Source organism: Paenibacillus auburnensis (genome assembly GCF_927798115.1).
Classification (GTDB): domain Bacteria; phylum Bacillota; class Bacilli; order Paenibacillales; family Paenibacillaceae; genus Paenibacillus_AQ; species Paenibacillus_AQ auburnensis.
Map to the genome: position 1 here is coordinate 242026 of NZ_CAKMMG010000006.1, position 14575 is coordinate 256600.

The window sequence follows — 14575 nt, forward strand, 5'->3', positions numbered from 1 at the left end:
GAAAGCCCAGATTCGATTCGGGACAATGGGTATTCAACATTAGGAGATGGAAAGCTGTATGGAAGAGATAGATGAGTTGGAGGACGAACGGGGAATCGTATTGGAGGTTCTCATTGATGAGGCCGGTTACGAAGCAGGAGATAACAGGATATCGGGAATATCCTTCCAGGTACGCCAGGGTGAGCTGCTGGGCTTGATCGGCCCGAATGGAGCCGGGAAAAGCACGACGATCAAAACGCTGCTCGGTCTGCTCAAGCATGCCAAAGCAAAGGTAACGATTGGCGGAGAGAACAAGTCCTACGCCTATGTGCCGGAACAGCCTGTGTTTTATGAGGATCTGACACTCTGGGAGCATCTGGATCTGGCAGCTGCGGCGTACGGACTGCCCTATGATAAGTTCGAGGCAACCGCAGGGAAGCTTCTGGTGCAATTCGGGATGGACAATGTGCGCGACGACCTGCCGGCAGGCTTCTCCAAGGGCATGAAGCAAAAGATGATGCTGATGCTCGGGTTTCTGGTCCAGCCGGATGTGTACATCGTGGATGAGCCGTTTATCGGACTTGACCCCCGGGCCACGAAGGATTTCCTTCGGCTGCTGGAGGCGGAGCGGCAACGCGGTGCAGGCGTGCTCATGTCTACACATGTGCTGGATACCGCTGAGAAAATCTGCGACAGCTTCGTGCTGATTTCCGGAGGGAGAATGACAGCAACAGGCACATTGGAGGAGATCCGGGACATCGCGGATTTGCCGGAGGGGTCGTTGTTTGATTGCTTCGACGAATTAACATGAGCGGACGGAATAATGCGGTAATACACAGTAATCCTCCGAAAAGCAGATCGGCCTACGCGTTCCCTACGGGTCCGCGTCTGTTCCGGCGGCGGCTGTTCTCGCATTGGCGCGAGCAGTCTGCGATTATCCGGACCGCAGCGGACTGGACAGTGCTGCTCTATATCATCATCCCTGGCGGCCTGCTGGGAGGGCGCTTCTATTACGGATTCTGGAAAGGGGACATGCCTGCCTGGACCTCGTTCCTCCCCTTTATGATGATTCCTCTGCTGTTTGCCATATTGCTTGTAACCGGGGGAATGGTACTGCTGTTGCAGGAAGGCGATTTGCTGTTTCTCAGGCAGCGGCAAAACTGGATTAATAGCATCCTGCTCCGCGGAATAATCTATAGTCTTATTGTTACCACGCTGAAAATTGCTGCTGTCTTCGCCGTTCTGCTGCCCTTTATAATCCGCGGCTACGGCCTAAGCCCTGGAGCAGCCGGATCGCTGCTGCTGCTTACCATAACCGCCGGCTGGAGCGTCAAGCTGCTAGGACATGTCGTCAAAGTGCAGCGCCAGGGCTTCCGCCGCTGGCTGTGGCTGATTCCCGCAGTCACTGTACCTTCCGGAATCTATATCCGGCTGGCTCTCCTCTGGGAGAACAGCCCGCTACTGCTGCTCGCTGCCGCAGCTGTGTACGCGGCGGTGACCGTATGGGCGGTCCGGTACCGTCTTCGCTTGCGCGGGACCTTTCTCAGCGATGTGCGTGAAGACTATAAGCAGCGCATGAGAATCGCAGGGCTCCTGCTGCGGGGAGTACTTGATAAGCCTCGTCCCACCCGGTACAGACCCTGGATCTTCCGCAAATCGCAGCCGCTGTTGTCCTCGACGCTGCCCGAAAGCCGCTTCACGGCGGCGGGAATCAAAGCGCTTGTACGCAATCCGGCGCATTTGAAGCTGTATTTTGCATTCACAGGGGTATCCATGGGGGCGTTATTTATTGCTCCGGCCTTTCTGAGGTGGATCCTGCTCATAGTGTTGACTTTATTAATGTGCTACTGGCTGAGTTCCTTCTGGCTGCTCTTTGCCGGAGATGACTACATCGGCATCCTGCCGTTTACTAAGTCACAAAAGGCTGAAGCCGGCTCAAAGGCGATTAAAATTCTGATCCTTCCCTATACTGTGGTGTGTTCCGCAGTGGTGTTTATTCCTTTGTATGGATGGCTAGGACTGTTGCTGTTTGTACCCTTGGGCTATGGCCTGGGAGTCTTCATTTCACGAATATATAGCACTATCCGCCTGACAGAGCATTAAGCTGTCTCATCTAAAAAGCGTTGCCTGCGATCCTGCGCAAGCAACGCTTTTTTTTGTTGAAAAATTACAGGGGCAGTCAAGCCTGAACGGCTACAAATGTCCGGCAGCATGCTTGCCTGCAGTATAGCCTGTGGAGAAGGCGGCGGTAATGTTGTAGCCGCCGGTGTATCCGTGAATATCCAGTACTTCCCCGCAGAAGTAGAGGCCTTGGGTGAGTTTCGATTCCATGGTTTTTGGATCGATTTCTTTCAGGTTGACGCCTCCGCCAGTTACAAAGGCCTCGGCCAGAGAACGGGTACCGTGTGCAATAACAGGCATCCGCTTCAGCAGGGCTGCTAGAGACTGCAGTCCGCTTTTGGGCAGATGATGGCCGGTAAGATCCCCGTCCAGCCCGGCTTTGGACAGCAGAAGCGGTATCAGGCGCTCGGGAAGCAGCCCCTTCAGTGAGTTGCGGATCGCTTTTTTAGGCTCAAGCTCGAGTTTGTGCAGCAGTTGTGACTCTACTTCCTGCGGCTGGTGGTCGGGAAACAGGTCAATGGACAACTCCACGGCATCGGTTCCCGTTTTACGCTGGACCTGGCGCAGAAACTGGCTGCAGCGCAGGGCAATCGGACCGGACAGCCCGAAGTGGGTAAAGATCATATCTCCGCGGTGGGAGATGAGCTTTTTGCCTTTGGGATTCCAGACGGAAAGTGTCACATCGCGCAGGGATAGCCCCTGCAGATCCCCAGACTTGATCCACTCCTCGCGTGACACGATGGGTACTTCTGTCGGGAAAAGCTCCGTAATCGTGTGTCCCGCTGCCTCAGCCCACGGATAGCCGTCTCCAGTGGAGCCCGTCTGTGGTACAGATTTACCGCCGGTGGCAATAATCACGGCCGCAGCGCCGAAGGCTTGTCCTGATTCCAGCCGTACCCCCTGCACGGCACCTTCCGTATAGAGCACTTCCCGCACCGGACTGTTGGTCATTATCTGTACGCCGAGACTCCGGACCTTGCCAATGAGTGCAGAGACGACGCTTGAGGCTTTATCGGATACAGGGAACATCCGTCCGTTGTCTTCCTCCTTAAGGGCAATCCCCAGGTTCTCAAAAAACTCGATAATATCACGGTTATTAAAATGATCGAATGCGCTGTACAAAAACCGGCCGTTGCCGGGAATATGGGCGATCAGCTCTGCGGTTTCCTTAACGTTGGTGACGTTGCAGCGCCCGCCGCCCGAGATTCCCAGCTTCCGGCCCAGCTTGCCCCCTTTATCAATCAGCAGCACGGAGGCGCCGTGCTCTGCTGCGGCTACGCTGGCCATCAGCCCGGAGGGGCCGCCTCCAATGACGATTACATCATAGTTGCTCATGAATCTTCTCCTTTATATGCTTGAGGTTGTGCGGACTTCTATCTCTGCTAACGGAATCATACCACCTACGGCAGGGCGTATCCAGAGCAGCTGCCCCGTCTTGCAGTTATCGTTGTCAGAAATGTCTGGCTGTGTTTTAATCTTAAAGGAAAGGAAAAATGTCACACTCTGGGAGGGATTGCAATTATTAATGCGGTAAAGGATATCTTATTGCAAATATCGGCAGCCTGCTCCTTTTTATTTCTGTTTCAATGGTGGATGGATAAAGGCCTGACGGCCCGCAGAAACCGGCGTTTTCCCGATGATCAGGCATTTTTGATTATTGGCTGTGCATTTAGTATTACCTTCAGTACAATCCTCTCAACGACATTAGTCGGGGAAGTTTATTTGAATTTGGCGATCTTACCGGCATACATAGGTATTCTATATGGCAACAGCCGTTCCGGATTATGCTTGGCCGGATATTTTTTGCTGAGCACGGCTTTGTTCTCGGAGCCATCCGGACTCAGCTATATGGTCATTGATACAGGCATCCTGATGTATCCGCTGCTTTTCGGCTTAGCGCGCCTCTTTAAAGAAGTTAAGCTTATGGAGAAAATAATTATACTATGGGTCGTGTTGTTCCCTAGTATGCTATTCATAGTCCTGGTTCCCAAAATGAAGGGGGTTCGTGCATTTGAGACCTATTCACCCGAATCCATTCTGGTTACGCTTTATCTGTTCACTACGCTTTTGATCGGCGGTCTTTTGGTTTACTTTATCGAAACCGCTTGGGATAAGGTTCAGATTAAGGAAAAGATGAAAGGGATCTCTGAGAGATTCATGTGGGAATCGAAGAAGCTGGAGCAGGTTACTGATATCGTACAGCTGAATATAATGTCAATGAACGAACGTGGATATATAACAGAGCTTAATGAATTCATGCTGAAGCTGGTCCGACGGCATTATCCCCATTTCACCAGAGAGATGATTCTTTCCCGGCCGGCTTCGGTGTTGTTCGGGGACAGCGTGGACAAGCAGACCTATGGCCAGCTTCAGGAAATCTTCTACAACAAACAGCGCTCCAATGCCAAAATAAAGTGCGGCAGCTATACTTATCAAATCTATATCGCCCCGCTCCAGCAAGGTGCAGAACCTCCGGACGGAGTAGTAATGATTGTTCAGGACGTGACGGAGGAAGAGAATATCCGCACCGAGCTGGGCCATGTGGAGCGTCTGACTCTGGTAGGGCAGATGGCGGCCGGTATCACTCATGAGATCCGCAATCCCATGGCGGTGGTGTGCGGGTTCTTACAGCTCATGAGAGAGAAAAGCCCCGGGGAGCTTGATTCCTATTATCAGATCGTAATGGATGAACTGGACCGGGCCAACGGAATTATTAATGATTTTCTGTCACTGGCTCAAAGCCGGATCTCGGATAAAGAAGAGGTGCAGCTTCATCTTATAATAGAAGAACTTGGTCCTCTCATCTGGGCGGACGCCAATCTGCGCGGCCAGAGTGTTGAGCTTAGCTTAAATCCTTCGCTGCCGCTGCTTAAGCTGAATGTCAGGGAAATCAAGCAGCTGATCCTTAATCTGGCCCGCAACGGAATGGAAGCGATGGAGGCCAAGGGAGTACTCACATTGGAGACACGAATGAATGGCAATAAGGTTGAATTGATGATTAAGGATACAGGAAGCGGTATTCCGCAAGATAAACTCGGAAATTTATTTGCCCCTTTTTTTACAACTAAAAGTCATGGTACAGGCCTTGGCCTGCCTCTCTGCTTAAGTATTGCCGAGCGCCATAACGGCACAATCAAGGTAGATTCGGTGTCTGGCAGAGGTACTGTTTTTACAGTTGCTTTTCCTTTTGAAGCGGAAGAGAACCGGGCGGGATAGTGACGCGGAATTAGCCGCCATTCCTTGCTTTCACAGGGTATGTATGTATAATAAAGTTAGTAAGTGCTGCGGTAATGCAGCCTGAACAAACACTTTATAAGGCAAAGGAGAGTGCAGAAGAATGTCCATGTCATTTAATCAATATATGCGGGATTCGATTCAGCCTATGCGTGACGACCTGACTAGTATCGGGTTTCAGGAGTTGTTAACTCCAGAAGAGGTGGAAGCCACTCTTCCAACCGCAAAGGGAACGTCGCTTGTTGTTATCAATTCTGTCTGTGGCTGTGCAGCCGGCCAGTGCCGTCCCGGTGTAGCCCAAGCTTTGCAGAATGAAATTTTGCCGGATCACCTGTTCACAGTGTTCGCGGGCCAGGAGAAGGAAGCCACGGCCAAAGCACGTGAATACTTCGCTCCATATCCGCCTTCTTCGCCTTCCATCGCTTTGATGAAGGACGGGGAGCTCGTTCATTTTATTGAGCGTCATGGGGTCGAAGACCGCTCGGCTGCTGAAATCGCTGCTGAATTGAAAGAAGTGTTTAATCGTCTGTGCCAGTAAATAATCAGTAAGTTTACGTGATCTCGCGGCGGCCGGCAGTCCGGCTGCAGGCGGGATTTTTTTCGACATAGAAGAATTTATATGTTTTACGCTATAAATACTCCTTCTATTTTTCGCAGAAACGATTACCGTCCCTGAGAGGACGGCGAAGCCGTTTCTTCTTAACATAGAAGCAAAAACCAGAAACGGGGGATGGTTGTGAGTTTGCAAGAAGAGATTATTGCTGCCTTGGGCGTAAAGCCGGCTATTAATATAGAAGCAGAGGTTGAGCGGCGGGTAGACTTCCTGAAAGCCTATGTACGGCAGGCTGGTGCAAAAGGGCTGCTGATTGCAATCAGCGGCGGTGTAGACAGTGCGGTGGCTGCAGGACTGTGCAAACGGGCAACGGACGAGCTGACCGCCGAGGAAGGCAAAGAATATATTACACTCGGTGTTTTCCAGCCTTACGGGGAACAGGAGGATATTGAGCACAGCTATGCGGTGGCTGAAGCGTTTGGGCTGACCCACAAGGTAGAGACCAATATTGAGGAAGCCGTTAATGAGATCGCGCTTGAAGTAGAGCATAGCCTGAAGGCGCTGGGACAGCACCGCCATATTACGCATCAGGGCAAGGGCAATGTGAAGGCTAGAACACGGATGGTGATGCAGTATGCGCTCGCCTTTGAGAATAATCTGCTGGTGGTAGGAACCGATCATGCTTCTGAAGCCATTACCGGATTCTATACAAAGTGGGGCGACGGTGCCGTTGATATTACTCCGCTGAGTTCGCTTAATAAGCGGCAGGTACGTCAGCTTGCTGCCTATCTGGGTGTGCCGGAAGAGATCGTGACCAAGGCGCCGACAGCGGGGCTTTGGCCGGGTCAGACGGATGAGACGGAGCTGGGTATCACCTATGATGAGAACAGCGACTATCTGGAAGGCAAGCAGATCAGCCCGGAGGCTGCAGAAAAGCTGGAGAACTATTACCGGAGAAGCGCGCATAAGCGAAATGTCATCCCGGGTATTTAGCCAATGATAAAGAAGATATAGTGAGAAAGAACACTTTTGTTAGTCGCAAAAACCGCCGAAGTGCGCAACAGCTCACTTTACGGCGGTTTTGTTTGGTTGGCGGCTTCTGAGAGCGGGTTATAAAGTGCTGTTCCGGGATGCCAGCGTATGTTGGATAAAAGCCTCCGAAGCAGCAATGGCCTGCTCCAGCTGCGGAGTTGGTCCGTTAAACGGGTGGACCGTGCAAAAGGTATGATTGCCTCCGGTGATTTGCACCCACTCGATATCTGGGCGGAGCTTAATTAACTGCTCTGATCCCTGCCGCAGCCGCTCGCCGTCTTCAGTCCCCTGGATAAGGACGGCCGGAAAGCTGGCTGACTTCATCCGCTCTAGGATATCGTAGCGGTCGGCCTGGCGCTCCAGATCTTCTATGAGTACAGCATCAAGCGGCATCTGCTGCCCTGTGCGGCCGTTCAGCACATGACTCCGGCCCAGCGTTTTCATTTCGTATTTTTGTTCATCTGTGAACAAATCAAGGTTCGTGAGTCCGTTCCAGGAGATCACTCCGGCAATCTCATCCGGATGGTCCAGTGCGTACAGCAGACTGTCGCCGCCGCCGCGGCTGTGTCCCAGCAGGAACAGAGGCAGAGCACCGAATTTATGATGCTGGCTCAGATATGAGAGGAGAATTTCCATATCTTTAATTTCACGGCTATAAGTATTGCGGGCGAATTTCTCGAGCTCGGTGAAATTCTGCAGATCCCCGCCGATTCCGGCATGGGAGAAATTAAAGGAGATTACTTCATGCTCCTTGCTGAGCGAAGCTGCAACGTAGGGAAACATTCCCCAATCCTTGAACCCCTTGTAGCCGTGTGCGATGATAATCAGGCTTCGGGCCTTATTCTGGGCAGGGAAATGCGAGCAGCGCAAAACAGCATCTTCTCCGGCGGGCAATTCGAAATTGCGGTTCATCGGGCGAACCCCCTCTTTTCTATCGAATTAAGATTCCTCGGTGAAGGTCATGATGCGGGGAAGAAGCCAGGCCGATAGACTTTGGCGGCTTTTTCTTTTAAGATAGCAGAAAGAATCTCAGACTATAATCTATTCTATATACCAAGAATATACATGAAGATCATACCATTAATAAAGCTTTAAAGGATAGATATCAGATTGAGGCGGTTGAGGACAAACGTCATAAGGAGCGGAGATTGTGATTTACGGAATCGGGCATGATGTGGCGGAAATCCAGCGGATCAGTGCTGTAATGACAAGAGAATCAGGAGCAAGGCTCATCCGGCGCATTCTCACACCGGGGGAACGGGTACTGGCAGAGGGGCGAAAGAGCAACCTCGCTGAATTCGTTGCCGGCCGGTTTGCAGCTAAAGAGGCTATTGTTAAGGCACTGGGCTGCGGCATCGGACGCGAGGTGGGCTTCCAGGATATTCAGATTCTGCCGGATGCCTCCGGCAAGCCGAGTGTGTCGCTCTCGGGAGAAGCCTGGTCCAGGCTGGGCATGAAGGAACAGGAGTATAGGATCCATCTTACAATTACCCACAGCCGCGAGCTGGCTTCCACGTTTGCAGTGGTAGAGTGGACTATAGAGGATGCTAAAGAACGGTCTATATAGATTGAGCTAGAAAATATTGATACACAGAGAATACAGAAGCAAGGAGAAAAACGATGACAACGCATGAACAACAGGAGCAGCAGGAGCAGAACGTAAAGTTGTTTTTCAGCTCGCATCTGCTGGAATGGTATCATGGGCAGAAGCGGGACTTGCCTTGGCGGCGCCACCGCAATCCGTATTATATCTGGATCTCGGAAATTATGCTGCAGCAGACGAGAGTAGACACGGTCATTCCTTATTTCAACCGGTTTATCGAGCGTTTCCCGACGGTGGAGTCTTTGGCGGATGCGCCGGAAGAAGAAGTGCTTAAATGCTGGGAGGGACTGGGCTATTATTCGCGTGCCCGGAATTTGCAGCATGCGGCGCAGCAGGTTAAGGAGCTGTACGGGGGACAAGTCCCGGATGACCGCGATGCGGTATTCGGGCTTAAGGGCGTGGGCCCCTATACGGCCGGAGCTATTCTCAGCATTGCCTTCAACCGGCCTGAGCCTGCGGTAGACGGCAATGTGATGCGGGTCTTGTCCCGCTACTTCCTCCTGGAGGACGACATTGCCAAGGGACCGACCCGCGTAAAGATGGAGCGCCTGGCGGCAGAGCTGATCCCGGAGGGGGAGGCTTCGCATTTCAATCAGGCGCTGATGGAGCTGGGTGCGCTGGTCTGCACACCAAAATCACCGCGCTGCCTGCTCTGCCCGGTGATGGAGCACTGCGCTGCGCGCCTGGCGGGCTGCGAGACCTCGCTGCCCGTCAAGACCAAGGCCAAGCCGCCGCGCCCCGAGGAGCGGCTGGCGGCCCTGGTGACCGGCAGCGGCGAGCACGCCGGCCGGGTGCTGATCCGGCAGCGGCCACAGAGCGGGCTGTTAGCCCGCATGTGGGAGCTGCCGCATTGGCCGGCGCCGCCTGCGGAGGGCGGCGCTGCTGGCGCGCTGCTGCCGGAAGCGGCAGCGCTGGACCGGCTGCGCCGGTCCCTGCGTCAGGCCGGGATCTTCGCCCGGCCTGAAGGGCACTGGACGGCTGCGGAGCATACGTTCAGCCATATTGTGTGGACTCTGCAGGTGTACACCTGCAGAGAAGAGGACGCCCTTGCGCTGCCGCTGGCGGCAGAAGCGCGGGCGCCCTATGCGGCGGCTGCGGAGCCGCCTGTGGAGCTCTTTGCCGATGGCAGCGAGCATCCGGAGGACGGCGGCGCAGTGCGCTGGATCAACCGTGAGGATATGGAGAGTTATGCCTTTCCGAATGTGTTCCTTAAGCTGCTGAACCGTTACTTTGATGAGGCAGAGCAGCAACAGTAGCCTGAACAAAAAGAGGGCCTTGCCGGGAACTAATGCCGGCAAGGCCCTTGTCAGAGGCAGGGAACCGATCTCTTTTCTGACCCTCATGACTGCACTTTGTACAACAGATTTCACATTAATCTATTACGAACTGCATTCTGTTGTATTTGGTGCAACAGATTTCGGGATTAGGGGGCAAAAAAACCTGGATTACATGTTTCTAATGTACAAAGTGCAATAGAAACAGTTTATCGGACGATTAAAGGGATATCTGCTGCAGAAAGTGCAACAGATCGGCACGCACCTTAATTAGACTATGCTTCTGGACTGGCCATTTGAAATTTAATTTATGAATTAACACAAAAACGGCTGCATCCTGTCCTCAGCGGACGGTGCAGCCGTTATGCTTAAGCTATGAAATATCAGGCGCCCAGAAAAGGCGGCAGCTGTTTAGGCTGCGGAACCTTATTTTGCGCTTTCGTAACGTTTGCCGACTTCTTCCCAGTTGACTACATTCCAGAAAGCTTTGATGTAATCAGGGCGTTTGTTTTGGTAGTTCAGGTAGTAGGCATGCTCCCAAACATCAAGGCCGAGGATCGGTGTTGCGCCTTCGCTGATCGGGTTGTCCTGGTTAGGTGTGCTTGTTACAGCCAGCTTGCCGTCTTTAACAACGAGCCAGGCCCAGCCGCTGCCGAAACGGGTAGTTGCTGCAGTAGCGAAATCTTCTTTGAATTTATCGAAGCCGCCTAGTTCGCTGTCAATAGCTGCTGCGAGTGCGCCTGTTGGTGCGCCGCCGCCGTTCGGTCCGATAACTTCCCAGAACAGGGTGTGGTTAGCGTGTCCGCCGCCGTTGTTGCGGACTGCAGTGCGGATCGCTTCAGGTACTGCATTCAGGTCAGTGAGGAGTTCCTCGATGCTCTTGTCTTGCAGTTCAGGCGCCTTTTCCAAAGCAGCGTTCAGGTTCGTCACATAGGTGTTATGGTGTCTGTCGTGGTGAATTTCCATCGTTAATGCGTCGATGTGCGGTTCGAGAGCGTTGTTCGGATAAGGAAGTGCCGGTAATTGAAATGCCATGGAAAAATCCCTCCTGAGTTTATTAGAATTTGTATGATAAAGAATTTTGGCGGTCTTGACGTCAAAACCCCTTATGTCCGATGCGTCTTATAGGGTATGTAACCAATAAGATACTATTATTAAACCGTATCTGGAACAATAATGCAACATTAAACAAACATAAATGTTTGTAAAGTAAATCCCTCTATTACCTGACCGGAAGTGTTAACGCTATGTTAAAAATATAGATTCTCCCGGAGTGTGAACGTTTATACACGAAAAGTTACCTTTATAAAGAAATTGTGTAAAGTTGTTCAATGAAAGCGCTTGATATAAAGCGCTTTCTAAAGAAAAATGGTGATATCACCAGAAAAGTATGCTTTAATAGAGATAAAAGCAGGTATTCCTCGATTTTTGAACATTGAAGATGTTTCGGGCCGCTTAACATTCGGTTAATAATTCTTTAACCAGGAGAAAAATCTCTTCAGACGATGGATCCGTTAACTTCTTCGAAATCATCCATTGGGTTTTTCTTATGCTTTTTTTTCTTTGTTTACTGTTACGGGAACTCCTTCTTTTTGTTAAATTCTAAGCCATAGAAAAGGGAGATTTTAAAGAATGCACGTTCGTTCCTTTCAATTAAGCGACGTTACCCCTGTGACTGAATTGCTGCAGACCGCATTATCGGAAGAATGTTTCGAGAGCACGATCGAGCCCTTCTCCAGGCAGCTTTCTTGGGATTCCGATCTCATTGTAGTTGCTGAGGAAGAAGGAGAAATTGTTGGTGCGCTGATTGGTACGATCGAGAAGAACCATGGCTGTTATTTCCGTATTGCCATTCATCCCGATTACCGCCGCAGAGGAATTGGCAGAAGTTTGGTATCGGCGATGGAGAACAGGTTCCAGGCACGCAAGGTTAGCGGTATTTTTGTAGCCGTTGATGAGCATAACGCCTTTGCACTGCCGCTGTATGAAGCAATGGGTTATAACGAGGATCAAATCTTCAAATCAGTACGTAAGCTCAGCATCGTCGGATAACTTTCTTTGATTTCGGCGCGGCGAAAGCGGAAACATTTACTAGAATAGAGAACTATGACGACTTGCATAGTCTGTTCCATTATACTAAAGCATATCTTCCCGGTGTCCATTGCAAATGGCAGGGAGATATGCTTTTCTATTGTTACGGGCAAAAGTTTCAGCAGGGCCTTATTTATCATTTGAGGCAAGAGGGTGGCATATGAACGGGGAAATTGAAGGGGAATTCAAGCGTGGCCGCAAGCATAGATACCGCTCTGTCACCCATACCGGCTCCAGAAAAGGGCAGGGGCCCAAATGGATTATCGAACTAAGGAACTGGCTCATCACAGCCGTAATTATATTTGCAGTCATGTCCCTGCTTAATATATTTGTGTTCAATGTCTCCACTGTAATAGGTCACTCCATGCAGCCTACGCTGTATGAAGGGGAGAAGCTGGTCATTAATAAGATTACCCTTAGCTTTGCAGCCCCCGGACGGGGGGATGTAATTGTACTCCATGACCCCAGTACCGGGCCGGACCGGAAGGAATATCTGGTGAAGCGGGTGATCGGGATCCCGGGAGATATTATAGAAGTAAAAGAGCATCAGCTATATGTAAACGGTGAACTGGCGGATGAACCTTATATTGATACGCAGATTGAGGATTCCGATTTCCCGGCGCTGACGGTTGAGAAGGGGAACTATTTTGTTATGGGGGACAACCGCCATGCCGGAGCCAGCAAGGACAGCCGCTTTTTTGGCTCTGTCCCGCTGTCATCCATCGTTGGAAAGGCCGAGTATATCTGGTGGCCTCTGTCTAAGCTGGGCACATTGTAAGAACGGATAGTTAGGCCGTATAAATAAGAAGCGAGTAAAGGAGAAGGCGGAAATGAACAACAAAGCGCAGTCAGCATATGCCCCGCCGCTATCCAAGTGGGAACATCTGAAGGCTGAAATTAAGGCGGCGGCACCGCAGCTTGGCATCGACGATATCGGGTTTGCTGCAGCCGACCCTTTTCTATATTTGAAAAACATTCTTCAGGAGCACCGGGATAAGGGGTATGAATCCGGTTTTGAAGAACCGGATCTGGATAAGCGGACAGTCCCGGCGCTGAAGTCCGGTGAACCATTGTCTATTCTCGCAATTGCTGTAGCTTATCCCTCCAAAATGGAGAATCCGCCAAAGTCGGAACCCGGGGCGCGGCGGGGCATACTCGCCCGGGCTTCCTGGGGCCGTGATTATCATCATGTGCTGCGTGAAGCGCTGGAGAAGCTCGAAGGCTTCATCCGGGAACGCGTACCTGATGCGGTAATGGAAAGCATGGTCGATACCGGCGTGCTGGTGGACCGGGCTGTAGCAGAACGGGCGGGAATCGGCTTCAGCGGTAAGAACTGTGCGATTATTTCTCCGAAATGGGGATCATGGATCTATCTGGGGGAGATGGTGACGAACATTCCTTTCCCTCCCGATGCCGCGGTTGAGGATGGCTGCGGAGAGTGCACCAAATGTATTGATGCCTGTCCTACGGGTGCTCTGGTTGGACCTGGACAGCTTAACGCCCAGGCCTGCATCTCCTTTTTAACCCAGACCAAGGGGTTCCTGAGCGAGGAATACATGACGAAGATCGGCAACCGCTTGTACGGCTGCGATACCTGCCAGATTGTCTGCCCCAAAAACCGGGGCAAGAGCTGGAATCACCGTCCCGAGCTGCAGCCGGATCCGGAGGTTGTAAAGCCGCTGCTCCTGCCGATTCTTGATCTCAGTAACCGTGAATTCAAAGAGAAATTCGGCATGAGCTCGGCGGCCTGGCGCGGTAAGAAGCCGATCCAGCGGAATGCGGTTATTGCCCTTGGAAACTTCAAGGAAGCTGGCGCCGTTCCGAAGCTTACGGAGATTGTCCTGCGGGAAACCCGTCCGGAGATGCGCGGAACCGCAGCCTGGGCGCTGGGAAAGATCGGCGGCAAGGAGGCGCTGGGAGCTGTGGAACAGGCGCTGCAGAGTGAAGAGGTTGCCGAGGTGCGGGAGATGCTGGTCTGGGCCCAGGATAAGCTGCTGAACCGGGGGGAGGAAGCCGATGAATAAGCTTGCAGAGGCTGGGGCCAGCAACCGGACGGCGGTTTATTACGGTGAGCTGGAATCGCCGATTGGCCCCTTGACGTTATGTGCAACAGACCTGGGGCTCTGCCTGATCAAGTTCGGGTCACTCGCAGAGACCCGGGAGAGTATGAATAAATGGCTCAAGCTGCAGGTCGGGGCAGTGGAATTAAGGCCTGATGAAGAGAAGCTTGCCGAAGCCAAACATCAGCTTACGGCGTATTTTGCCGGAGCGCTGCGGGAATTCACGCTGCCGCTGGATATGCGCGGAACGCCGTTCCAGCGGCAGGTATGGGGAGCGCTGCTTACGATTCCTTACGGTGAATCGGCTTCCTATAAAGAGATTGCGCTGGCGGTCGGGAATCAGCAGGCGGTGCGCGCAGTCGGCGGAGCCAATAACCGTAATCCCGTGCCGGTAATCGTGCCCTGCCACCGGGTAATCGGAGCCGCAGGTGCGCTTGTGGGATATGCCGGAGGCCTGGCTGTTAAGAGCCGCCTGCTGGAGCTGGAAGCCGGGCAATCGGCACAGGACCAGACCGGAATATATCTCTTTTAACTCATGGGATTTACCAATTGCTGTCCGGTTGTTGAAATGCTATGATAGAATCGCGTGCCCAATCGGGCAATGCCGACAAAAGAGTGCAGAGGTGGA

At 52.2% G+C, this 14575-nt stretch carries 12 protein-coding genes and 1 pseudogene; 10 read left to right on the plus strand and 3 right to left on the minus strand.

Annotated features, from left to right (window positions below):
• Window positions 1-58 precede the first annotated feature (58 nt).
• Window positions 59-790, plus strand: coding sequence for an ABC transporter ATP-binding protein (locus L6H70_RS20055; protein ID WP_236335843.1), 732 nt, complete (start codon window positions 59-61; stop codon window positions 788-790).
• Window positions 787-2082, plus strand: coding sequence for an ABC transporter permease (locus L6H70_RS20060; RefSeq protein ID WP_236335844.1), 1296 nt, complete (start codon window positions 787-789; stop codon window positions 2080-2082). The genes L6H70_RS20055 and L6H70_RS20060 overlap by 4 nt, the downstream gene beginning before the upstream one ends.
• A 90-nt stretch (window positions 2083-2172) precedes the next feature.
• Here L6H70_RS20060 and L6H70_RS20065 read toward each other — a convergent pair whose 3' ends face one another.
• Window positions 2173-3435, minus strand: coding sequence for a BaiN/RdsA family NAD(P)/FAD-dependent oxidoreductase (locus L6H70_RS20065; RefSeq protein WP_236335846.1), 1263 nt, complete (start codon window positions 3433-3435; stop codon window positions 2173-2175).
• Window positions 3436-3645: 210 nt separating this feature from the next.
• Between L6H70_RS20065 and L6H70_RS20070 the strand changes: the two genes are divergently transcribed.
• From L6H70_RS20070 to nadE, 3 genes are all read left to right on the plus strand, one after another.
• On the plus strand, window positions 3646-5316 hold the full coding sequence (locus L6H70_RS20070; RefSeq protein ID WP_236335848.1) for a two-component system sensor histidine kinase NtrB: 1671 nt from the start codon (window positions 3646-3648) through the stop codon (window positions 5314-5316).
• 121 nt (window positions 5317-5437) lie between these two features.
• A complete protein-coding gene (locus tag L6H70_RS20075) occupies window positions 5438-5872 on the plus strand; it encodes a BrxA/BrxB family bacilliredoxin (protein WP_236335850.1) in 435 nt (144 codons plus the stop codon).
• A gap of 198 nt (window positions 5873-6070) precedes the next feature.
• On the plus strand, window positions 6071-6880 hold the full coding sequence (gene nadE, locus L6H70_RS20080; RefSeq protein WP_236335852.1) for an ammonia-dependent NAD(+) synthetase: 810 nt from the start codon (window positions 6071-6073) through the stop codon (window positions 6878-6880).
• Window positions 6881-6997: 117 nt separating this feature from the next.
• Here nadE and L6H70_RS20085 read toward each other — a convergent pair whose 3' ends face one another.
• Window positions 6998-7831 (minus strand): alpha/beta hydrolase family protein, encoded by an 834-nt coding sequence (locus L6H70_RS20085; protein ID WP_236335853.1) that lies wholly within the window; start codon window positions 7829-7831, stop codon window positions 6998-7000.
• 238 nt (window positions 7832-8069) lie between these two features.
• Here L6H70_RS20085 and acpS point away from each other — a divergent pair, with 238 nt between their 5' ends.
• Entirely contained in the window at window positions 8070-8486 is a 417-nt protein-coding gene (gene acpS, locus L6H70_RS20090; RefSeq protein ID WP_236335854.1) for a holo-ACP synthase, read from the plus strand.
• Window positions 8487-8539: 53 nt separating this feature from the next.
• A complete protein-coding gene (gene mutY / locus L6H70_RS20095; RefSeq protein WP_236335855.1) occupies window positions 8540-9778 on the plus strand; it encodes an A/G-specific adenine glycosylase in 1239 nt (412 codons plus the stop codon).
• A gap of 444 nt (window positions 9779-10222) precedes the next feature.
• On the opposite strand, the gene L6H70_RS20100 is transcribed toward mutY, so the two are convergent.
• The gene (locus L6H70_RS20100) at window positions 10223-10831 is read right to left on the minus strand and encodes a superoxide dismutase (protein ID WP_054943040.1); all 609 of its coding nucleotides are present in this window, start codon (window positions 10829-10831) and stop codon (window positions 10223-10225) included.
• A 597-nt stretch (window positions 10832-11428) separates the two neighbouring features.
• Between L6H70_RS20100 and L6H70_RS20105 the strand changes: the two genes are divergently transcribed.
• From L6H70_RS20105 to queG, 3 genes and pseudogenes are all read left to right on the plus strand, one after another.
• On the plus strand, window positions 11429-11848 hold the full coding sequence (locus L6H70_RS20105) for a GNAT family N-acetyltransferase (protein WP_236335856.1): 420 nt from the start codon (window positions 11429-11431) through the stop codon (window positions 11846-11848).
• A 199-nt stretch (window positions 11849-12047) separates the two neighbouring features.
• A complete protein-coding gene (gene lepB, locus L6H70_RS20110) occupies window positions 12048-12665 on the plus strand; it encodes a signal peptidase I (RefSeq protein ID WP_236335858.1) in 618 nt (205 codons plus the stop codon).
• Between the two features lie 52 nt (window positions 12666-12717).
• Window positions 12718-14479, plus strand: a pseudogene (gene queG / locus L6H70_RS20115) (tRNA epoxyqueuosine(34) reductase QueG).
• Window positions 14480-14575: the final 96 nt, after the last annotated feature.